The 21,434-nt window shown below is 61.5% G+C and carries 21 protein-coding genes; 6 read left to right on the top strand and 15 right to left on the bottom strand.

The window, feature by feature from the left end; all coding sequences use genetic code 11:
* Positions 1 to 59: 59 nt before the first annotated feature.
* Positions 60 to 1,235: a sugar-transfer associated ATP-grasp domain-containing protein gene (locus FEF27_RS05100; protein WP_138169764.1), complete on the top strand. Its 1,176-nt coding sequence runs from the start codon at positions 60 to 62 to the stop codon at positions 1,233 to 1,235.
* On the opposite strand, the gene FEF27_RS05095 is transcribed toward FEF27_RS05100, so the two are convergent.
* The 3 genes from FEF27_RS05095 to FEF27_RS05085 are packed head-to-tail and all read right to left on the bottom strand — an operon-like array spanning position 1,232 to position 4,672.
* Positions 1,232 to 1,747: a hypothetical protein gene (locus FEF27_RS05095; protein WP_138169763.1), complete on the bottom strand. Its 516-nt coding sequence runs from the start codon at positions 1,745 to 1,747 to the stop codon at positions 1,232 to 1,234. The genes FEF27_RS05100 and FEF27_RS05095 overlap by 4 nt on opposite strands.
* Complete coding sequence (locus tag FEF27_RS05090; protein ID WP_138169762.1) at positions 1,740 to 3,419, bottom strand: asparagine synthase-related protein; 1,680 nt, start codon at positions 3,417 to 3,419, stop codon at positions 1,740 to 1,742. The genes FEF27_RS05095 and FEF27_RS05090 overlap by 8 nt, the downstream gene beginning before the upstream one ends.
* 50 nt (positions 3,420 to 3,469) lie before the next feature.
* Positions 3,470 to 4,672, bottom strand: a complete 1,203-nt coding sequence (locus FEF27_RS05085; RefSeq protein ID WP_138169761.1) for a glycosyltransferase — start codon at positions 4,670 to 4,672, stop codon at positions 3,470 to 3,472.
* A gap of 40 nt (positions 4,673 to 4,712) precedes the next feature.
* Here FEF27_RS05085 and FEF27_RS05080 point away from each other — a divergent pair, with 40 nt between their 5' ends.
* Positions 4,713 to 5,825 carry a hypothetical protein gene (locus FEF27_RS05080; RefSeq protein WP_138169760.1) on the top strand — a complete coding sequence of 371 codons (1,113 nt, stop codon included), beginning with the start codon at positions 4,713 to 4,715 and terminating at the stop codon, positions 5,823 to 5,825.
* Positions 5,826 to 5,833: 8 nt separating this feature from the next.
* On the opposite strand, the gene FEF27_RS05075 is transcribed toward FEF27_RS05080, so the two are convergent.
* A complete protein-coding gene (locus FEF27_RS05075; protein ID WP_138169759.1) occupies positions 5,834 to 6,643 on the bottom strand; it encodes a methyltransferase domain-containing protein in 810 nt (269 codons plus the stop codon).
* Between the two features lie 179 nt (positions 6,644 to 6,822).
* On the opposite strand from FEF27_RS05075, the gene FEF27_RS05070 reads away from it, so the two are divergent.
* Together FEF27_RS05070 and FEF27_RS05065 are read left to right on the top strand one after the other, a co-directional pair.
* Positions 6,823 to 7,758, top strand: coding sequence for an ABC transporter permease (locus FEF27_RS05070; RefSeq protein ID WP_138169758.1), 936 nt, complete (start codon positions 6,823 to 6,825; stop codon positions 7,756 to 7,758).
* A gap of 10 nt (positions 7,759 to 7,768) precedes the next feature.
* Complete coding sequence (locus FEF27_RS05065) at positions 7,769 to 8,815, top strand: ABC transporter ATP-binding protein (protein WP_138169757.1); 1,047 nt, start codon at positions 7,769 to 7,771, stop codon at positions 8,813 to 8,815.
* Here FEF27_RS05065 and FEF27_RS05060 read toward each other — a convergent pair.
* The 11 genes from FEF27_RS05060 to FEF27_RS05010 form a co-directional block, all read right to left on the bottom strand.
* The gene (locus FEF27_RS05060; RefSeq protein WP_138169756.1) at positions 8,812 to 9,327 is read right to left on the bottom strand and encodes a DUF2269 domain-containing protein; all 516 of its coding nucleotides are present in this window, start codon (positions 9,325 to 9,327) and stop codon (positions 8,812 to 8,814) included. The genes FEF27_RS05065 and FEF27_RS05060 overlap by 4 nt on opposite strands.
* Positions 9,324 to 9,530 carry a hypothetical protein gene (locus FEF27_RS05055; RefSeq protein WP_138169755.1) on the bottom strand — a complete coding sequence of 69 codons (207 nt, stop codon included), beginning with the start codon at positions 9,528 to 9,530 and terminating at the stop codon, positions 9,324 to 9,326. Before FEF27_RS05055 ends, FEF27_RS05060 begins: the two co-directional genes overlap by 4 nt.
* 488 nt (positions 9,531 to 10,018) lie before the next feature.
* Complete coding sequence (locus tag FEF27_RS05050) at positions 10,019 to 11,005, bottom strand: 2-hydroxyacid dehydrogenase (protein ID WP_138169754.1); 987 nt, start codon at positions 11,003 to 11,005, stop codon at positions 10,019 to 10,021.
* The gene (locus FEF27_RS05045; RefSeq protein ID WP_138169753.1) at positions 10,998 to 11,696 is read right to left on the bottom strand and encodes an RraA family protein; all 699 of its coding nucleotides are present in this window, start codon (positions 11,694 to 11,696) and stop codon (positions 10,998 to 11,000) included. Before FEF27_RS05045 ends, FEF27_RS05050 begins: the two co-directional genes overlap by 8 nt.
* 2 nt (positions 11,697 to 11,698) lie before the next feature.
* Complete coding sequence (locus tag FEF27_RS05040; protein ID WP_166429917.1) at positions 11,699 to 12,820, bottom strand: Ldh family oxidoreductase; 1,122 nt, start codon at positions 12,818 to 12,820, stop codon at positions 11,699 to 11,701.
* Positions 12,817 to 13,977: an iron-containing alcohol dehydrogenase gene (locus tag FEF27_RS05035; protein ID WP_138169781.1), complete on the bottom strand. Its 1,161-nt coding sequence runs from the start codon at positions 13,975 to 13,977 to the stop codon at positions 12,817 to 12,819. Before FEF27_RS05035 ends, FEF27_RS05040 begins: the two co-directional genes overlap by 4 nt.
* A 51-nt stretch (positions 13,978 to 14,028) precedes the next feature.
* Positions 14,029 to 15,498 (bottom strand): aldehyde dehydrogenase family protein, encoded by a 1,470-nt coding sequence (locus FEF27_RS05030; protein ID WP_166429916.1) that lies wholly within the window; start codon positions 15,496 to 15,498, stop codon positions 14,029 to 14,031.
* Positions 15,499 to 15,555: 57 nt separating this feature from the next.
* Positions 15,556 to 16,833: a TRAP transporter large permease gene (locus FEF27_RS05025; RefSeq protein ID WP_138169750.1), complete on the bottom strand. Its 1,278-nt coding sequence runs from the start codon at positions 16,831 to 16,833 to the stop codon at positions 15,556 to 15,558.
* Complete coding sequence (locus FEF27_RS05020; RefSeq protein ID WP_166429915.1) at positions 16,830 to 17,378, bottom strand: TRAP transporter small permease; 549 nt, start codon at positions 17,376 to 17,378, stop codon at positions 16,830 to 16,832. Before FEF27_RS05020 ends, FEF27_RS05025 begins: the two co-directional genes overlap by 4 nt.
* Before the next feature lie 31 nt (positions 17,379 to 17,409).
* The gene (locus FEF27_RS05015) at positions 17,410 to 18,450 is read right to left on the bottom strand and encodes a DctP family TRAP transporter solute-binding subunit (RefSeq protein WP_138169748.1); all 1,041 of its coding nucleotides are present in this window, start codon (positions 18,448 to 18,450) and stop codon (positions 17,410 to 17,412) included.
* 35 nt (positions 18,451 to 18,485) lie between these two features.
* Complete coding sequence (locus tag FEF27_RS05010) at positions 18,486 to 19,166, bottom strand: GntR family transcriptional regulator (RefSeq protein ID WP_138169747.1); 681 nt, start codon at positions 19,164 to 19,166, stop codon at positions 18,486 to 18,488.
* 299 nt (positions 19,167 to 19,465) lie between these two features.
* Here FEF27_RS05010 and FEF27_RS05005 point away from each other — a divergent pair, with 299 nt between their 5' ends.
* Both FEF27_RS05005 and FEF27_RS05000 read left to right on the top strand, forming a co-directional pair.
* Complete coding sequence (locus FEF27_RS05005; RefSeq protein ID WP_138169746.1) at positions 19,466 to 20,305, top strand: DeoR/GlpR family DNA-binding transcription regulator; 840 nt, start codon at positions 19,466 to 19,468, stop codon at positions 20,303 to 20,305.
* A 78-nt stretch (positions 20,306 to 20,383) separates the two neighbouring features.
* Positions 20,384 to 21,427: an alcohol dehydrogenase catalytic domain-containing protein gene (locus tag FEF27_RS05000; RefSeq protein ID WP_138169745.1), complete on the top strand. Its 1,044-nt coding sequence runs from the start codon at positions 20,384 to 20,386 to the stop codon at positions 21,425 to 21,427.
* Positions 21,428 to 21,434 lie beyond the last annotated feature (7 nt).

Here is a 21,434-nt window from a genome sequence, read left to right as displayed (position 1 = left end):
GACCCGGTACACAAACTAATTGACACCCCCGGCGGTGCTGCTCCGGTACCATCGCTGATATGTCTCATGACCTGGCCCCTTCCCCGAAGAAGCCCCCCTACCCCGTACGCCTGGCCCAGCGCCTGCTGGAGAACGTCAAAGACCCGCTGGGGATTCCGGAGCGCACTGCTAAGACCTACCGTTACCGCCGGCGCCAGTTCGGGGCCGCCCGCCGGTTCCTGCGCAAGGAATTCCGCTGGGAGACCGAATGGGGCAACCGGAAGCCCGACTGGTGGCGCCGCGGATTCCTCTCCCGGTCAGTGACGCTGTATCAGCTGCCTGACAATGACCCTTCGCTCTACATCAACGATGTTCAGCGCTACTTCCGCACCAAACGGATGGTCAACCCGCACCTGCAGGAGGTGCTGAACAATAAATTCTCCTTCTTCCTGCTGGTGAAGAATCTGGGACTGGAAACCGATGTGGTCGACCTGCTGGGTCTGCACACCCGCGGCCATGTCCACCCGTTTCCGCACAGCAACCGCATTCCGGTGGAACAGTTCCTCACCGAAACCCTGGCCGAGCGCAGCCACATCTTCGTCAAACCACTCCACGGGGCCGAAGCCAATGGTGTGCGGTCCATGAAGTTCGCCGACGGTAAGTACCGCCTGGACGGCAAGCCCAGCAGTATCGAGGAAATGGCCCAGTGGGTGAGGGACTTCCCGCGGCCGGTGTTGTTCGAGGCGGCGATCACCCAGCATGAGTCTCAGGCCTACCTGAACCCGCACTCCACCAACACCATCCGGCTGCTGACCATGCCTGATGTCACCGATGACCACACCCCATTCATCGCCCGGGCCTCGCAGCGGATCGGCTCAGTACGCTCCGGGCATATCGACAACTGGACCAAGGGTGGACTCTCCGCCAATGTGGACCTGGAGACCGGTAAGCTCTCCGCGGCTGCCCAGCTGCCGGAGGGCAATGACCTCCAGTGGTTCGCCGAGCACCCCGATTCCGGTGCCCGCATCCAGGGCCACCAGGTGCCTTTCTGGGAAGAGACCAAGAAGCTGGTGCTCGATGCTGCCCACCGGCTGGCGTTCATGGAGTACATCGGCTGGGACATCATCATCACCGAACAGGGACCGGTGATCCTGGAGGCAAACATTAACTCCGGGATGAACGTGCTGCAGGTGCACGGCCCGCTGTTGGCGGATCCGCGGGCGGCCGCTTACTACCGGGCCCGGGGCGTGGTCTAAGCGTTCGGCTCCACCGGTGTGTGGACCCGGGTCAGCGCGAACAGCGCATGAGTCTGCTCGCGCTTCCCGGCCAGGGGGTCCAGCACGGCAGTGCGTTCAGCCCCGGCAAAATCACGCAGGGTCTGCAGCATTGTCGGCTCCGGAGTCATCAGGTGGGTGACAACGGCGGCCAACGGGTGCTCCAGGTCCTGCACGGAGTCCACTATCAGCACGGTGGGCACGCTGTGCTGTTCAGCTTCGATCAGTATTTTCCGCCACTGCGCAGGAATCTGGGGATCCTTCGGAACGCTCAGCACGACGACGCCGCACCGCCCCACCTGCCCACTACCAGACCCGGCGGCCGTCAATCCAATGGTGGTGACGTTGAGCGGGACAGCACCCAGGCTGCCCAGCCGCGGGGCCACAGCGCTGCGGGCCCGGCGCCCGAGCTGCCGGCCGGCTCGCTTGAGCCGACGGGCCGCAGGCAGCACCCGGGTACCGACCCACGTGGTATCCACCGGCTTATCAGGCATGACGCATCCTCCGCGGGTCGGGGTCATCGACCATGGTGCCGTACTGGTCCAGCCACAGGCTCAGCAGCGCCAGACCCCGAATCAAGTGCTGGGAGCGCTGACTGTTCAGCAGCCTCTGCCACACCACCACTCCGGCGCCGGTAGCGGGATCTGCAGCAGCAAGCTCAGCGGAGAGAAGCCCGGCGGCCGGACCGTTGCGCACCAGTCCCGCCAGATGTCGCGCGCCTTCCCGGCTGGCAATCCGCCGCTTGTGGTGCCGGGTGCCGGTGAGATCATCAGCGGTAGGCATGCCGCTCAAGCGTGGGTCTGCCGCATGGAGCAGGTGCGGGTACCAGGCACCGTCAGCTTTCGCATGGTGGGGCAGCTGCAGCGCCAGTCCCGCGACCTGATCAGTCACCATGGGCATGACCGTCAGCTGCGCACCGCCGAGCACCTTCGCCGGTGCCGGTGCGATTCCGGGCACTGTCCTGAGCAGGTATGAGGTCAGGGTGTGGGCGTTGGGGTGATCCGCATAGCGCTCCGCGGTCGGCCACGCCCCACTCTGGGCACGGTCTGCGACGGCGCCCGCAACCCCGTGCTGAAGCACTTTCTGCGCCTCGGTGAGATACCGGGAGCGAGCCTGGATACGGCTGCTCATCAGGTCCCGCCGGGTCCGGCGGGCAGCGTCAGCGGGGTCGGCGAACCCTCCCCCGAGCAGCACTCCGCCGCCGATCCCGTCGAAGATCGACCCAGGAGTCTCCCGCAGGGCACGTACTACCGGCATCAGCCAGAAGTGGAAGGACGCTTGGTAGTCCACTGCCTCGGCGTAGTCAGCAAAGTCTTCCCCGAAGGCTCTGTAGTGACCAGTGACGATCCGGTGCTTCACATGCAGGGTTTCAGCCACCTCAGCGGCAACCAGCTCTTCCAAAGCGGAGCCAGCATCAGAGCTGGTGGACCATGCGGTCAACTGGGTGGGGTCCGGGCTCTCCCGGGCCGCCAGCGCGGTCAGCATGCGGGAGTCTCTGCCACCGGAGAGCATCGGGTTAGCGGCTGCGCCGGCTCCTGTGGAGACCAGATGCGGCCGCATATGGGCGGCCATCACTTCCACAGTCTCCCGTGTGACTTCCGCAAGGTCTGCGGAGGCCTGCGGGGCGTAGTCTTCCCACGGCCAGTGGTGCTGGCGCAGGTGCACCGCCCCGGAGTCGGTGACTTCGGCGTACTCCATGGGCATCAGGCGGTGGATTTCTTGGAAGGTGGTCCGTCCTGCCAATGGCGCACCAAAGGCCAGGATCTCACTCCATGCCTGCCAGTCCGCGGTCAGAGTCTCAGCCGTTTCGGCCAGCCAGCGCAGCCGGGTGGAGAAGAACACCGCGGAGTCCGCGACCTGTACATAGAGCACCTGGCAGCCGGAGACGCTGCCGTGGACTGTGCCGGCCCCGTGGGCGTAGGTGCGCAGTCCACACACATCGGCTTCCCGCGCCGCCGCTTCCCAGGCCTGGTCCAGCAGCGCGGGGTCAAGGTGACCGGCGGCGTTCCACGCCGCGCTGAGGCTGCGTTCGGTGCGCTGCACCCCCGCGGTATTCGTCACCCGGAGGCTCAGACCGGGAAGCAGGGAGGAGGGTTGCCAGGTGACGCCCTCGGCCTCGGCCAGTTCCGCCATGCGGTCCGCCCGAGCTCGGTGTGCCGGGGTCATCCGCCCTAGGACTCCACATGCGGCCGTGGGCTGCAGCGCATGGGCGCCGGTCACGGTGTCACCCCGCGCCAGCGCAGCCGCTCAAGGTGCCGGCCCGGGCCGTGGTCGACCGCGAACTGCTGACCGCGCCGGGACTGCTCCACGAACGCCTGCGGATTTCGCCAGAAGCGGTCCACCACAGCTTTGATCTCACTGGGCTCGGCATAGCAGGCGGCGTCACCGTAGATCTCTTGAAGGTATTCAGGAAGCACCACGAGGCAGCCGGCTGCGAGCGCTTCCATGATCGCCCGGCCGTAGGCCTCTCTCCACTGCGGGTGGTGGGCGTAGACCCAGAAATCGATCCGCTGCAGGAAATCGGCAGGCGCCTCGGCGCCAAACGGAGCCACCGACCAAGCCTGCGGAATTCTGCCCAGGATCTCTCCGGGCACATCGGCCCCGCCCAGGACCTCCACCCGGTACGTGGGGTCCTCCGGGTAGGCGCTGAGGATCGCCTCCGCAGTATCTGGCCACTTCTCCTTCTGGGGCCTGGAGTGACGGCCGATGACCGGCCGGTCGGCGACGAAACCGGTCCGCGGCGTCGTCACCAGTTCTCGGCCGAACACGTTGACCCAGTCCTGCTCTGCCAGGCGCACCTCTGGTGCGGGCTGCTCGGTGATGCTGGCGCGCACCACAGGGCTGATCGGTGCCCACTCGGGCACCTGGTGGAAGAAGCGCTGCGCGGCGGCATCAGCGGCGGCCACGTCATACTGCCACGTGCCGTCGGCGTCCACTGCTGGGTGGTTGGCGACAAGAACTACCTGGTCTGCAGTCAGGCGGGGAAACGCGGTGGCGCTGGTCTGTATCACCGTGGGGTGCCGGACAATCACCAACCGGGCGTGCAGCGCCGCCCGGGCGGAGACGATATGGACCCGGGGCAAGTCCGCGACCCCCATGATGTGCTGACTGAAGCCTGTCACCGTGGTGGTGATCTGCGACTGGGCGTGAATCAATGCAGTGGAGATTCCAGCAGCGGACTGTGCGCGAGTCTCCTCGGCTATGGAAGCGGTGGTCCCGCCGGGAAGCCGGAAGTCCGAGACAATCGCCACATCTACTTCGCGGACCTGCTCAGGCCCGGTGCGGGAAAGCTGAGCGGAGACGGTGCTGAGCTCACCGGAGAGTTCTGCGACCTGGGTGCGCAATGCCTCCAGGTCCGCACCGGTCACTCGCTGGCGGAGTCGGCCGAGTCGGCGCCGCCACTGTGTGGAAGAGGTCATCACCGCCACTTTAGCGCCAATGCCTATTAGGCTGTGCATCGTGCCAGTTCAATCCCCCGCTGCTGATGCCCAGAGACCAATCGGCACGTTCATCACCGATCACGTCCAACCCGCGTGGGATCAGCTGAACCAATTTTCTCGGCTGGTGCGGCACAACGACACCATGGACTACGGGCTTCGGCGGCACCGCATGCCGGTGCATCAGTTCCCGGGGTCCTACGCGGCCTTCTTGTACAACGGCAATATTGTCGGCGGCCGGTACCAGCGCATGACCACATTGGTCAGTGATCAGGCGGCCGAGGCCTGTGCCAGCAAGACCCTGACCCAGAGCTATGCTGCCGCCGCTGGGCTACCCGTGGCTGGCGGCCAGCCCTACACGGACGCTGACCAAGCGCACCAGCGTGTGGCCAACAGCGGGCTGTGGGTGGTCAAACCTGACGGTGCGCGGCGGGCCCGCGGAGTCAGCTTGAAGGTCACCGGGGCAGATTTTGCTGATGCCTGGCAGCGTGCGGTGCGGGCGAAGCCGCGGGACGCCCGCTTCTCACAGGACATCGTGGTGGAGCCCTTCCATGACGGGCTCCTCGTGCGATTCTTCGTGGTCGGTGGCACCTGTTACGCCGCCGCAGTGCGGGTCCCGCTGTTTGTCATGGGAGATGGCTCAAGCACGGTGGCGGACCTGGTCCGTGCCAGCTTTGCCCACCGGGAGCAGCACGCCCTGCTGAACTCCACGCTGCCCAGCGTAGGCACGGTGCTCGCCCGGCTGCCGGAACCCCTGACCAGCGAGACGGTGCTGGACACCGGTGAGCTGCGGCTGCTGCGGGAGGATGGCCGGTTGACTGCCGGGGGCCTGCCGTTTGATGTCACCGAGATGGTCTCTGCCGAGCTGCGGACTCTGGCTGAGGGTGCCGCACAGTCGATTCCCGGGCTCGGTGCAGTGGGGATTGACCTCATCACCCCGCAGCTGGACTCCGCCGCGGGCGCTGTGGTGCTGGACGCCGACCCGTGGGCCAGCGCGCTGGTCCACCGCTTTCCCGCCTTCGGCAGGCGACGCCGGGTGATATGGGAACTGACCGAAGTCTTGAGCCTGCGCGCTCAGTACTGGGAGAAGCCGATTCCGCCGCCGACCTCTCCAGCGAGTGAGGAGGCCGGCTGAGCTGAGTCTCAGCCGGTGTGGCGTGCGATGAAGAAGATGCGGCGGAACGGCAGGATGGTCCCGATCCGGGTTTCCGGGTAGGCCTCTTTCAGCGCCGCCTTATACTCCGCGGTGAATTTCTCCAGCAGATCCGGCGGCAAGGCGGAGAGCACCGGGCGGGCCGCTGCGCCGGAAATCCAGTCGAAGACCGGGTCTTCTCCCTGCAGCACGTGCTGGTAGGTGGTCTCCCACGCCTCGACCTCCCAGCCCTCTGCGCTGACATCGAGCATGTAGTCAATGACCCCGGCAGTAGGTGTCAGCAGTGTGGAGGGGTCAATATGCTCGGCATAGGGGCTGCGCCCTGAGAGTTCATAGAGCAGCCGGTGGCTGGGCGCAGCGTAATTCCCCGGCACCTGGACCGCGAGAACTCCCCCGGGGGCAATGGAGCGCTGGATGCCCGGCAGCAGGTCGCGGTGATCCGGCAGCCACTGCAGCGCCGCATTGGAGACGATCAGGTCCACCGGCTCTGGCGTGGCGAACGCGCGAATATCTGCGCGCTGATAGGTGATCTTGGCGTCGTCGCGGGTGGATTCGCGTGCCTTGTCCAGCATCTCCTGACTGGAGTCGACCCCGGTGATGTGGGCGGCTGGCCAATGGTGCCGCAACACCGGCATCCCATTGCCTGGTCCGCAGCCGAGGTCCACCACGGTGCGCGCATTGGGCAGGCTCACCCGGCCCAGCAGGTCCACGAACGGACGGGTGCGTTCTGAGGCGAACGCCAAGTAATGAGTCGGATTCCAGGTAGTGTCCGTGGGCGCGCCAGTGGAGGATGAGGGCATGAGCCGATTCTAGAGACCGAGAACGTCCTGGGCCCAGACTCGTGACACGTGGCGCAATGAAAGAGCCGGACATCACTTGCTCACTTCGCCTCCGCCGGCGCCGTGGGGCCCGCTGGTAGACTGGTCCCCGCTTTGCCCCGCTGTGTGCGAGGCGCGCACTTCACCCCGGGAGGACTCTCATGGCAGCACCTGCCGCTGAACGGCATACGCCCAGTTTTCAGCTGGGACCGCAGCGGGTGGTCCAGATGGACGGCGAGCAGCTGGTGCGAGTCGGAGCCCGGCCGGGTCTGCTGCGCTACATCCGCAATATCTGGGCGTTCCGGCACTTCCTGCAGTACGACGCCCACGCCAGGACCTCCTCCCAGAACAACCTGGACTCCCTAGGGCGTTTCTGGATGGTGATGAACCCGCTGCTGCAGGCGGCGGTGTACTTCTTCATCTTCGGCTACATCCTGGAGACCCACCGCGGGATTGTGAACTTCATCGGGTACCTCATCATCGGGGTGCTCACCTTCCGTTTCATCCAGGGTGCGGTGGTCAGTGGGTCCAATTCGATCGCTGGCAATCAGCAGGTGGTTCAGGCGTTCAACTTCCCCCGTGCCTGCCTGCCCATCTCCTCCACCGTGCGGGAGCTTTTCGCCACCGTTCCCACCTTCGTGGTGATGGCGGTGTTGGTGTACTTCATCGGCGACTATCAGATCGCTGATATGAGCCGAGCGGACATCACCCTTGACTGGAAATGGCTCATGTTCTTCCCAGCCATCTTCCTGGGTCTGCTGGTGATGACCGGACTGAGCCTGATCCTGGCCCGGGTGGTGGCCAATTACAACGACGTCAAACACCTCATCACCATCGGTGTCAGGCTCTGGTTCTACGCCTCGGCGGTCATCTTCAGCGTGGACCGCTTCGCCGACCGCGGTCATGACTGGATCATCACGGTCATGTACTACAACCCCGCCTTCTGCATCCTGGACATCATCCGCGACGCCTGGCTCTATGACGGCCTGGGTGAGCCCTTCCGGTGGATCGTCCTGGGCGGATGGGCCGTCGGCGCGATGACGATCGGCATGATCATTTTCTGGCGCGGGGAAGAAACCTACGGACGGGAGCGCTGAGACGCGCGATATGAGCACCCCCACCTCCCCTTACACCCCCCGACGGGCTACCTGGCCCGGCGGCAACGGCGCCACCGGTGACGGCTTGGACTTGGATCCTGAGGCGTTCGACAACGGCTTCGGATTTGAGGCGATCGAAGAGATCGCCTGGGATGATCAGCCGCTGACGCAGAACGCTCCGCAGGTGGAGACCGTGGACCCGGAGCGGGTGTCGGTCGCAGTGGACTGCGCCTCCAAGATCTACCGCATCCGTTCCAACACGGAGTACCGCAATTCCACCAAACGCATCGGCCGCCACCTCCAGCGCGCCCTGGGCTCCGGCTGGTCCGAGATCCCGGCCCTGGACGAACTCAGCTTTGTGGTCAACCGCGGGGAGACAGTGGGGGTCATCGGCACCAACGGCTCCGGGAAGTCCACGCTGATGAAACTGCTCACCGGCAAGATCCGCCCCACCTCCGGCGAGGTCTACGCCACCTCCACGCCGATCATGCTGGGGGTCAACGCGGCACTGGTGCGCCAGATCTCCGGCCGGGAGAACATCAAGCTCGGCTGCCTGGCCATGGGGCTCTCCCCGAAGGAGGCCAAGAAGAAGTTCGACATGATCGTGGAGATCTCCGGGCTCCAGGATGCTTTGGATATGCCACTGAAGGCGTATTCCTCCGGGATGGCCTCGCGGCTGCAGTTCGCGATCGCCACCAGCGTGGATCCGGACATCCTGCTCATCGATGAGGCGCTGAACACCGGGGACGCCCAGTTCCGGGCACGAACCAAGAAACGCCTGGACCAGGTGCGCGCTCAGGCTGGCTGCGTGTTCCTGGTCTCGCACTCCCTGGGCACCATCAAGCAGATGTGCACCCGCGTGATCTGGATTGAGCAGGGCCGCATGCTGGCCGACGGTGACCCTGAATGGGTCTGCGCGCAGTACCAGGAGTACACCGACCATAAGTCCAACGGGCGGATGCGTGCGGCCCAGATTGTCTACGACCGCACCCGGCTGAAACTCTCCCCCATCCAAGTGGAGTTCCTGGAAGGCACCCGGCCCACCAAGGCAAGCTAGCCCTCCGCTGCTGGCGGCTGCTGATGCTTCTTGCTCCAGCCGTAGCGGGTCAGGCCCCGCGGTTTGTAGATTCCCAGCGCAAGTGCGGCCAGCAGCACCAGAAGTCCCCCGGCGGCATGCAGCGCCGGTGAGAGGCTGCGCACCGCCTGGAGGTCTGCACCTGGGTCTGCCGCGACCTCGGCCAAGGACTGGAATGTCTGCATGTACAGCAGCAGCACCCCGGTGGCCCCTGCGGTGAGCACGAGCTTGAACACCACCCAGTAGTGCCGGAACAGTCCCCATGGCGTGGCCAGTGACTGAACGATCCCCGTTGCCAGCGACGCCACCGCTAAGGGAACCAGTGCGACCCACGCGGCCTGCTCCATCACCAGGTAAGCGCCACGGACCGTAGGCCCATCTGAACTGGTCAGTGCCACCACGGCAATCGCCAGGAAGGCGACGGCGGCTCCGAGCCAACCGACGGAGCACCCCACGTGCGCAAGCAGCATTGTCTTGCGCAGGCGTGGACTCACCGCACTAGCCCGTAATCCGCGCTCTGAACTGAGACGCCGGCGGGGGCAGCTTGGCTGTGCCGCTCGGGCCCGTGCTCACCGGGTCCACCGATGACCCAGAGCAGCAGCAGAAGACCCGCCACTGCCAGCACGATCAGTCCTGCTATTTTCACCCAGCGCGGTCTCTGGTGGGCTCCGGGCTCGGGTCCAACCGGGTCAGTCATGAGGATCTCCGTCTTTCGGGGTAGATTCAAGACATTCTCATGAGAAGACTACCGAGTGGCAGGAGGGCGTACCATCTGCATCCGCGCCGGAACGACGGTGCATCAGCTTCCAGGTCCAGAGCCGCGAGGCACGAAATACCGTCATAAGAGCGTCCTGGGGACATTCGCGGAATAGGAGCGAGCACCACACGACTGCCCTCCGGCCTAGATCTTACTCAGTGCCTAACTGCCGGATTGAGTGCCTACGACTCCGACTTCGGGAGTCGGAAATTCGGCGATTCGTTCCCTAACCCTGGCCGACGGGCACCCGCACCTCGATCCGCCTGTGAGAGAGGGCCGCCGCAGGGGCACCATCGCCAAAAATGCCGCTTTCAAACAATGCAATTCACCGCCCGCAGTCCCGACTTCAGTATGTTGCGTCGTGTGGAGCGCTACCGCCTCTCGACCACCAGTCCGCCAAGTTCCAAGCAGAGACCCGCCACGTCACCCTACCCCGGCGGGGTGCCTACCGGACTCACAGGTTCTCGACCGGAGAGCACCTCAGTCACGTTTCGAACGGCGAGCGCCCCCATGGCATCGCGGGTGGTGGCTGCGGCGCTGCCAACATGGGGAAGCAGCACCACTTTTTCCATCTCCCGAAGTCGGGCATTGACCTGCGGTTCGTGTTCATGGACGTCGAGTCCGGCCCCTGCCAGATGCCCATTATCCAGCGCGTCCGCCAGCGCTTCTTCGTCAACCAACGGCCCGCGCGCTGTGTTGATCAAAAAGCTGCCCCGCTTCATGGAGTCCAACTGCGCCCGGCCGATCATATGGCGGTTGTCCGCAGTCAGAGGGCAATGGAGGCTTACGACATCACTGGCCTCCAACAATCCTTCCAGGTCCGAGGCGACAACATCGAGCTCCGCAGCTTCTGCCGACGAGGCTCGGCTTCCCGTAGCAAGAATTCTCATACCAAACGCGTGCGCGCGGCGAGCCACCGCCATACCGGTGCGGCCCAGTCCAACTATGCCAAGAGTGGCACCGGCGCTGATATCAAGTCCAACGAAGCTCTGTGGGCCCCAGATCCACGGGTTCCCGGCGCGCACAAAGCGATCAGCCTCGACCAGTCGCCTCACCGTCGCAAGAAGAAGGGCGAAGGCAAGGTCTGCGGTAGCCTCATCGAGCACACCGGGGGTATTAGTGACCACAATCCCACGTCGCGCCGCAGCTTCGACGTCGATATTGTCGAAGCCCACCGCCACATTCGCAATGACCCGTAGTTGGGGCCCCGCTGCGTCCAATACCTCCTCGTCGACTCGGTCGGTGAGCATGACGATCAGTCCACTTGCGCCCCGGCAACCATTGAGGAGTTCTTTCCGGTTCGGAGGAACATGCTTGCTGGGATGGCTCTCCAGGGTCACCGGGAGCGACCTCCGGGCCTCCTGCATGACCTTCGCCGACAGAGGGCGGGTGACGAAGACGTGGTTCTCAGACATGGCGGGGCGCATTCTCTACAGGGACCAGGCTCACCGCGGCTTCGATCCAAGATCGGTCCCATTCCCCACGACTGATCGCCTCGCGTTGCCTTGCTTCGCTGGTGACGACCTCCTCTGCCGCGGTTATCACGGACTCTGCCCGAGCTCGGGATACGAATACGACACCATCAGAGTCTCCCACGACGAGATCACCGTCGTGGACTACGGCCCCACCGAGGGTAACGGGCCCGTGAATGGCTCCGGGACCACTCTTGTAGGGTCCCAGGTGCGAGACGCCCCTGGCGAAGACAGGAATCGGGCCTTCGGATAGGTCGGCCCGGTCACGGACAGCGCCGTCCACCACTATGCCAGCCACACCATGCGAGGCGGCGTACAACGTCATGAGTTCCCCCAGTATCGCGTTGGTAACCTCACCGCGCGCGTCTATGACCAGCACGTCACCCGGGCGGGCCAGCTCAAGTGCCTGGTGCACGGCGAGATTATCACCGGGCCTGGTACGCACCGTCAGTGCTGTCCCGACCATTGAAGCTCCGCGAAGTGAATCGAGGCAGTCCCCTACGGGGGCGATGCCCACCCCTCCCTGGACTCGTTCCTGACTGTCACTTATCAAGGAAGCCTGCAACAAGCGAGCCCGAGCTAACAGCTTCTCGGGAATTTGCGACGCTGTTGGGTAAAGATGCACGATATTCATTTCTACTTCCTTCCGTGGGCACCATCGGTCTGGGAAGTCACGGGTGACGACTCAGGCGAGAGTTCCTCAAGCTGCGCGATGACTGCGGGGGGAACGGCAATGCCTTCTCGCAATTGTCGTTGTGCTGCCCGTTCTTCTAACTCGCCGGGAAGCAGCACTTCTCCGTCTGGAGGCCCACTCTTCTTGATGGCCTCGTACAACCACTCCATACGTTCCGCGAACTCGTTGGCCGGAACGAAGGCTTCAATGTCGTGCAAGGTGAAAAAGGCACCTACCCCCTGGGGGCGGTCGAGGTCCTCGTAGAGGTCTCCCACCTGCGGGCCGGAGTGGGCACCAGAAAACATCGCGGCCATGACCTCCACGATAAGAGCAATCCCATACCCTTTAGGCCCTCCAAAGGGGAGGACACTGCCGGCCAGGGCTGCTTCCGCGTCGGTGGTGGCTACCCCGTTTTCATCCACAGCCCAACCTTCCGGGATTGGGTAACCCAACTGTGCTGCTGCGATAATCTTGCCCCGGGCCACCACGCTGGTAGCCATATCCAAAACCATCGGTTCTCGGTCTCCTGCGGGAACCGCAAACGTGTAAGGGTTAGTACCGAGGAACCGGTCCCGGCCGCCGAAGGCAGCCATCGTAGCGGGGGCGTTGCCGTAAAGGAACATCGCCAAGCCCGAGGCGGCCGCCTGCCTGGCGAAGTACGCCCCCGACCCGTAGTGGTTGGACCCACGGACAGCTACAGAGACCGTTCGATGTTCCGGAACTCGTTGCAAGCCCAACTCCAGGCTCCGCTGCAACACCACCTGGCCCATGCCATTGTCTCCATCAACTACGAGCGTGCCGCCAGCCTCTCGGACGACTTTGACTTGCGGGTCCGTGTTGACCAGTCCACGGCGAAGCCGGTCAACGTAAATCGGTATGCGGCTGACACCGTGGGAATGCACACCCCGCAGATTCGCGTCAACCAGGGACGAGGCCACGATGCGGGCGTCCGCGTCCGGGAGCCCAGCTGCCGAGAGGATAGAGGCGCAGTAGCCCTGTAGCCTTACGGAGCTGACCAGAGGATTCTCGTTGTGAGGCACGCTGCCACCAGCATCGTCCCGGGTTCGTCCGTCGGTCGCCTTCACATGCACCTCCGCATAATGTCGACCAAGTCGCCTGCTGTGGTAGCCCGAGGATTGACCTCTATGTTTCCGGACTCCATGCTCTCAGCCGCTAGTTCCTCCAGGTCAGTCTCCGCCACCCCATAGGCGGCAAGGCTGTTGGGCGCGCCGATGTCTGAGACCAGCTCAGCTACAGCATCCACTCCCGCCGCGGCAGCTTCACGCTTTGACAAATTTCGTGTATCGACGCCGAATATACGGGCGATACGGGCGAACTTGTCGAGATTCGCGACCATATTGAATCTCATTACCTCAGGCAGGAGTATAGAAATGACGTCTCCGTGAGGAATCTTGGCTTTCGCGCCAAGTGGCATAGCCATAGCGTGCGCCAGCCCTAAGCGTGTGGGCGCGAAAGCACAGGCAGCCATTGTGGATGCAATGAGCGTCTCGGAGCGCGCCTGAAGATCCGCGCCGTTATACACAGCGGTCCGCAGAGACTGCGCGATGAGCTCCATCGACTTCTCCGATAGGGCTTCGGATATCGGCTGAGTCGCCTTGTTCACGTAGGACTCCAGCGCGTGGGCAAGCGCGTCGACCCCGGTGCCGGCGGTTAGGCGCGCTGGGAGGCTCACTAGCAGGGAAGGGTCGCAGAGTGCCACCGTGGCCGTCATATTGCGCCCCCCGATGCCGTACTTCACGTTGAGGGACTTCTCTGAAATTACGGACCATACTGCGCACTCGCTGCCGGTTCCAGCTGTAGTGGGCACAGCAATGACAGGCAGCCCTGGTGCACTGGGTACATTCAAACCTGCAAAGTCCCGGATGTGACCTTCGTTTTTGGCCATGAGAGCAATGGACTTGGCGGTGTCTAAGGCGCTGCCGCCACCGAGGCCTACCACAAGGTCACGGCCCTCGTCCTTGCACAGCTTGGCGCCTAACATTACCCCTGCGGCATCGGGTTCCGGTTCCACCTCCGTGAATACTGTCACGTCGAGGTTCGCCGCAAGCAGGATATCGGAGACGCGGTCTACCACCCCCACAGCCAGCAGGCCAGGGTCCGAAACGAGCAGGACGCGTTGGGCTTCAAGACCGGTCACTTGCTCGGCCAGACTTTCGATAAGTCCGACCCCGAACTCGATTCGGGTCGGCAGTTCAAATGAAAACTGTTTGTAATAGTTCACAGTCACTCTTTCTTTTATTGTCGAGTTGCGAAGAAGACTAGGGAACGTCCGTCACTCCTGGCCGTAGACTTGGTAAACAATTTTCAAGTTGGTGAAGAATTCCTTGGAGGTGTCTCCGATGCCGTAGGCTCCCTGGCCGGATTGGGCCACGCCACCGAAGGGGATGTGTCCCTCGCTGTTGGTGCCGTGGTTGACGTGAACCATGCCGCTGCGCACTTGCGTCACGAAACGATGCGCCAGATCCATATCGTCGGTAAACACAGCCGAGGTCAGCCCGTATCTTGTCTCGTTCGCCACGGCAATTGCTTGATCAAAGTCCGCTACGGGGATCACTGCCAGCACCGGCCCGAATACCTCATCCACAGCCAGCGGACTCCCAGGCGCCACATCCGTGACCACCGTGGCAGGGTAATAGTTCCCCTCGTCGACTTCAGGGGCCTCCAACGGCAGCCCACCCAGTAGGACCTTCGCCCCCTCTCCTGTCGCCTGCTCTACGTACTGGTGCACCTGGGTGTACTGAGAGTCGTTGACCAACGGCCCCATCCGGCTTCCCTCATCCAGCCCGTATCCCACAGTGAATGCTCGCGCCTCGTGGACCAGAGCTTCTTCGAGTCGGCTCCGCAAGTCCTCCGTAACAATGACGCGGCTGATCGCCGTACAGCGTTGGCCGGCTGCAGTGAAAGCAGCTGTCGCAATTTCATTCGCGACACGTTCCACGTCAGAGACGGCAGAAACGACCGCTGCGTTTTTGCCTCCCATCTCCAATTGTGTCCTGGCATTTCGCTGCGCTGCCGTCGCAGCGATTCCCAAACCAACGTCTGTAGAACCGGTGAAAGTGATACCAGCGACGTCCGGGCTACCCACGAGCGTCTCTCCAACCTCTCGCCCTCTTCCGAGTAGAAGGTTGAACACGCCAGGCGGAACCCCGATTTCATGGAGCAACTCCGCCAAAATGACGGATGCGCCCGGACTTTCCAACGCCGGCTTAAGGATCACCGGGCAACCGCACACCAGTGCGGGGATGACCTTTCGAATAGGAGTCAGAATTGGGAAGTTCCACGGTGTGATGGCGGCGACGGGGCCAATCGGCTGTCTAATGGAGTATGCGTCAGTCTTACTGCGCACGCTGCTGAATGTTCTGTCCCCCAGGCGAAGAGCTTCCCCTGCCCAAAAGCGCATTTCCATAACGGCACGAGAACTTTCCCCGAATGACTCGCTGAACACCTTGCCCATTTCTCGGGTCACAATTTCAGCCATCTCTTGTTGCCGCGTAGGCCACTTCTCGAGCAACGCGTAGACCAGCTCCATGCGCTCATTCGCGGTGGTGGCCCCCCAGGCTGACGCGGCATCACGTGCTGCCGTAATTGCTAGTCGCGCGTCCTCGTGCGTCGCCAGCGTGTAGCTGGCCACGGCGGCCCCCCCACGTCCGGGATCAGTCGTCTCATGGATGGTCCCATTTTCCGGAGAGACCCAACCCCCCGCAATGTAGCTACTTGCAGTTCTATTCGTCGAAATGTTCACTGTTTTGATTCCTTACTTTTGCTATACAGGGGCAGAGCTAAACGACGACGGCGCCAGTCAGCGGTCGGTGAGCAATTCAGCCGGCCATGTAATGAGTTCTGGAAAGACTGCCAAAATCGCCAACGCCACAAACATGACTGTGTAATGCGGCACCGCCGCCCTAACGATTACCTCCATCGGGAGTTTGCTCACGTACGACGTCGCAAAGAGCGCTACACCAACGGGGGGAGTTACCAGACCTATCGAGAGGGAGGCTACGAGAAACACAACAAAATGGATCGGGTCCACGCCCGCGGCCAGGGCAGCAGGCATCAATACAGGGATGGTAAGTAGTATCGCTGCGACTATATCCATTACAGTGCCAATAAATACAAGTATTAGACCCATTAACAGCATTACTATAATGGGGCTCGTCGTCATCGAAAGCACCCAATCGCTCACTCGCGCAGGCAGCCCATCAATAGTGAATATATACGTAGCCACGTTCGCCACCATGGCAATGAAGAGTATGGTTCCAGAGGTTAGGCCAGCATCCACAATCATCTTTGGCATATCTCGCCACTTCATATCCCGGTATACAAAAGCTCCGACGAGCAGGCTGTAGAAAACGGCGATCGCGGCGGCCTCAGTTGGAGTGAAGGCGCCTCCAAACATTCCTACCAGAATGACGACAGGTCCACCAAGGGCCGGGATGCTCGCTAACACGACTCCCAATCCCCTCTTGAATCGAGTCCGTGTCACTTCTCCATAGTTCTTACGCACTGAGACGATGTAGTTGACGACCATGAGGACAACAATCAGCACAGCAGCTGGTCCAAGTCCCCCGGCCAGCGCCGCTCCCACGGAAACACCCGCGGTGGATGCTGCAATAATGATGAGAATGCTAGGCGGTATAACCGAGGAGAGAGTTGACGTCGCCATAGTCGTCGCTGCCGCGTAGGCACGTGGATATTTGCGGTCAGTCATGGCTTTGATTTCGATCTTTCCGAGACTGACGACGTCAGCGACTGAAGATCCAGATATTCCTCCGAAGACGGCGCTGGCGACAATGTTGACATGACCCAGGCCTCCTCTATAGCGTCCGAAGAGTACCTGAGCGGCGGAAAATATTCGGTCAGAAATACCACCACCGGCCATAACGCTTCCTGCTAAAACGAATAGAGGCACCGCGACTAGCAGAAAACTATTCATGGAACTTAACATCATCTGCGGTAACAAGTTCAACGGAATGTCGTAAATCAACATTGTTCCGATGACTCCAACACCTAGAGATACTGCTAGAGGCACACCCAGGAGAAAAAGAATGACAAAGATGACTAGAAGGGTCAAACTCATGCGGTAATTTCACCCTCCTCGATAGCTCTTCGCATTTCCTTCGAAAAATAAACTGTCTGAATATGAGCCAATAGAGCCAGAGCCGCACTTCCCAGGAGAACAATCGAGATCAGATACATATTTACTCCCAGCGAAGGGGTGGATTCTCCGGAATTAATCTGTTGCATAACGAGACGCCATGCCATTCCCATTAGCACAATAAAGAACGCGGCCCCGACTACGGCGTAAACATGGGCGCTGGCTTTTTTTACCCAGGTCGGCCCGCGGGCGACTAACAAGGCGACTCGGGGGTGCGCCACGGTGCGGAAACCTGCAGCCATCCCTAGGAACATCATGGATTGGAAGACCAGGCGAGTCAGTTCTTCGGTCCATGTTAGTGATACCCCAAGGTACCTAGTGAGCACCTGTGCGCCGACACTCAGTAACATGACGGTCACCCCAAGGAACAGCAACGCGTTGACTATTTTCCAGATCCAACCGAGCCTTTCGGGGGATTCGCCTTGGGGGACGGTATGGGCTGCCGTCCCCTCGGCGAACCGCTCCACGGGGCTACCCCCGGGGGTGCTATACGGCGTGTTACCTTCCGACATACTCAAGCGTCGTCTCGAAGAACTCTTCACCGACCAGAGAACTGAATTGTGGGTATACTTCTTCAGCTGCGTCTTGGAATTCCTGTTTCGCCTCAGAAGTAAGTTCGTTGACGTTTACCCCCTCTTCTTCCAGAGAGGCGAGAGTCTCCTCCACGTCCCTCTGATCGTCTTCAATTCTGAACTCGAAAGTGTTCTCGGCTGCCTCTGTCATAGCCTCCTGTTGTTCTGCCTCCAGGGATTCCCAGAGGTCCTGATTGCAACCTAGAACGTAACCATCCCGGATGTGTTCAGTGAGCGAGAGGTAGTCCTGCACTTCGAAGAATCGGTTATTTACAGGTACTTCGAGCGGGTTCTCCTGCGCGTCGATTGTCCCGGTCTGCAATGCTGTGTAGACCTCTGTGAAGTCCATAGGCGTGGGGTTCGCTCCTAGCGACCCGAAGAAATTGACCCACAGCTCGTTTTGAGGGACCCGAATGGTAATTCCATCCAAGTCGCTAGGCTCCTCGATAGGACGCACAGAGTTAGTGATGTGCCGCGGCGTTCTGGTCAACATTTGGATACCCTTGATGCCTTCACTTTCGAGCGAGTCGAGAAGTTCTTGCCCCGGTTCTCCCTGCAGGTACTCCGTGAACTGTTCCTCATCATCGAACAGGTACGGTAGACTCATTGCGTTCATCCTGGCATCAAACGACGCGTATACCGACGTGGAAATGATGGTGCAATCGAGAGTTCCGTTACCCAGTAGGTTCACCGCAGCGTTTTGGTCACCACCGAAGAGTGTTCCGTCCGGATGAGTCTCGATCTCGATAGACCCTCCCGTACGCTCAGCGACCTCTTCAGCGAAATGGTCTGCAGTGACTCCGACGGATGAAGCTGCTGGATCTCCAATGGCCATACGGAGTGTTTGGCTTTCCACTTCGCCCTCCCCCTCCGGCTGCTCTTCATCTGCGCCACCGTTTGCGCAGCCAGCCAGGAGGGCGGCGAGCACAATAGCTGTGGTGACTGCGGGTGTCTTACGTGTGGACATGTGATGCTCCTTCGAATCGAGTTCGGTTCGATGACCTATTTGGCCGTCGCTACCGAGGCTGTGATGGCGCCCATAAGGGCATTTCTGGCTTCATAGATGTGATGAATAAGGGCACTGCGGGCCGTGTCGAGATCCCGCGCGGCCAGTGCGTGGCAGACTGCTCGGTGCTCTCGTAGGCTCTCTTCGCGGCGCAAGTTGTCTTGATAGGACACAAAGCGTTTGCACCGCGCCAGCTGACGGTCCACGACGCGATACGCCTTAATTAGCTGCGAATTCTGCGTCCCTTGGATAATAAGTTGATGAAATTCGTCGTCCCGGAGCAGGTATCGCTCTACGTCGTCCCGCGAAACCGGCATAACAAAGTCATCAAAGAGGGTGCCCACGTAATGCAGGTCCTCGGCATTCCACTCGACAATCCGACTAAGGCCAGCCGGTTCTAACAGAGACCGGAGTTCATACAATTCCTCGACGTCTTGGGACCTGATCTGGGTAACGAACCATCCTGTGCGCTCACCCCGCTCCACCAAACCCGACACTTCTAAGAGGTGCAAGGTGTCTCTCACCGGGGTTCGGGAAACTTTGAACTGGGCAGCCAGTTCCCGATCACTCAAAGGAGCGCCGGGCGCGAACGAGCAGTCCACGATCGCGTTTTCAAGTTCGCGGTACAGGTGTGAACTGAGCTTGCGTTCCACGACGGGCGCAAATGTCGGCTTCATGAAGCGAGCATACGGTATACCAAATACGGTGTGCAAGGGTTTTTTGAGATCTGTGCCACATTTTTTGGCCAGGGCCAAGGGGACTTTTGCGCAGACTGCACCTTCAAGTCCACCAGCGCCTGCTGGCTACCAAGTAGCTGGATCACATGGTGTCGGCGCTTCGTGATTGAAACGCGCAATAGTCTCGGTCAGGGTAGACGGGTCTAGCCAGTTTGCTTGCTGGTGCCGTGCCGATTGTGTTAGTTGTCATGCGCGTTTGACTCATACTTATGATTGATGTGATCATTTAGGTGGCATCCATGAAGGGGGTCACTTTGGCGCAGCGAAACCGGACGGCCGCAGAGGAGCGACGGGAGCTTATTCTCGACAAGCTCCGGTACAGCACCGACAGCATTCATGTTGAGGACCTCAGCCGGACCTTTGGCGTCTCAGTCGCCACCATTCGGCGAGACCTGGACTCGCTGGGACGAAACGGACTGATAACCAGAACCTACGGGGGTGCGGTTCTCGGCCATCCCCGAACGGAGCAAACCCTCCGGGAACGCGAAATAAGCAACGCGGCGGGTAAGGATGCGATCGCGCGAGAGGCCGCAGCTCTTGTACCGCCCGGAGCGACAGTGCTCCTCGATGCTGGCACGACGACAGGGCGACTGAGCCACTACCTGGCTCGTATCCCCCAACTGACGGTGTTTACCAACGGTCTAAACGCTCTCAACGTCCTCGTCGAGTCGGAGCTGGACATTCAGGTCGTTGCTCTGGGTGGAGTGCTACGACACACTAACCAAGCACTGGTGGGTCCCCTAGCGGAGACTATGGTGCGGAATGTGTATGCCGACTTTGCTTTCCTCGGCACAGACTGTCTCGACGTCGAACGAGGATTCTCTTCACGAACTCTGGAACAGAACTCGCTCAAGCAACTCATGGTGGCCCAGGCCCGGCACACCGTGATCGTCGCTGACTCATCCAAGCTGAACACCACGTGGTCCACCTATTGGACAGCATTACCCTCTGCGTGCCAAATCCTGACAGACGCAGATGCCGATGAGCAGGCTCTGTCACCCTTCCGGTCCGCGGACAAACTCTACCTGACCGTATGTCCGCTCTCTCGCCTAAGCGAAGACCAGAAGGTGGTCACTTGAACGGTGCCGCCACACTCCGTATTTTCCCAAACGGCGCCGGGGCACTGCCCCTCCACCGGCAACTGAAAGGTCAATCTTGTGAAACAAGCCATCCTAAACGGCCCCTTGGACATGAGTATCAAGGAGCAACCGATACCCCGCCTGAAGCCCGGCGACTGCCTACTCCGGGTGGAGTCCGCACTCGTTTGCGGCACGGACGTTCGAATCTTCGAGGGAAAGAAAAAAAAGAACGTCACCTACCCGACGGTGATGGGCCACGAATTCTCAGGAACCATCGTTGAGTGCAACGGACCTCTAGCCCCAGGGCTTACTGTCGACGATTTAGTGGCCGTCTATCCGATCGTCCCCTGCGGTCGCTGTACCGCCTGCATTCGTGGGCGGAGCAACATCTGCCGAAACCGTCAAGCCTTTGGTTACCAGATCCCCGGCGGTTTCGCCGAATATGTCCACGTCCCGGCGGCGGCGGCGCGCGCGGGCAACCTCGTGAAGGTCAACGGCGTCCACCCAACAAGCGCCTCCATCATCGAACCGCTAGCCTGCGCGTATAACGGACTCAAACTTATCGACGCTCCAGCGGCGCATTCGCTACTCGTCGTAGGGTGCGGACCACTGGGCCTCATGCACATTCGGCTGGCCAGTACCCTCGGTGTCGAACGGATTGTGGCGGTAGACCCATCCCCGCAGAGGTTAGCGGTCGCCGCGAAGTCGGGTGCCCAGTGCACGCTGGCTCCCGGAGATACCGCAGCCCGCGAAATCCTCGAGTTTACTCGTGGTGATGGCGTCGAGGCGATGGTCGTGGCGGTGGGTCGTGCCGATGCATTTGAACCTTACCTAGACGCACTGAGCCCGGGAGCCAAGGTGAATCTCTTCGCCGGCTTCCCGACCGGTGAGGATGTTCTCGCGGTGCCAGCCAATGAGGTTCACTACAACGAATATTCCATAGTGGGCAGCTCCTCCTGCCACCTTTCCGACTTCGAGTTTGTCGCCTCTCTGGTCACCGACGGCGTCTTGCAGGTGGAAGACCTTATAACCACCATCATGGCAATCGATGAAACCGAGGCCGCAATAGAAGCAGCCAAGGCCGGCCACGATCTGCGAGTTGGCATCACCGCCCGCTCCTAACTCCCGA

The sequence above is a fragment of the Nesterenkonia sphaerica genome (genome assembly GCF_005771565.1).
Taxonomy (GTDB): domain Bacteria; phylum Actinomycetota; class Actinomycetes; order Actinomycetales; family Micrococcaceae; genus Nesterenkonia; species Nesterenkonia sphaerica.
This window is presented reverse-complemented; position numbering and strand designations above follow the sequence as displayed.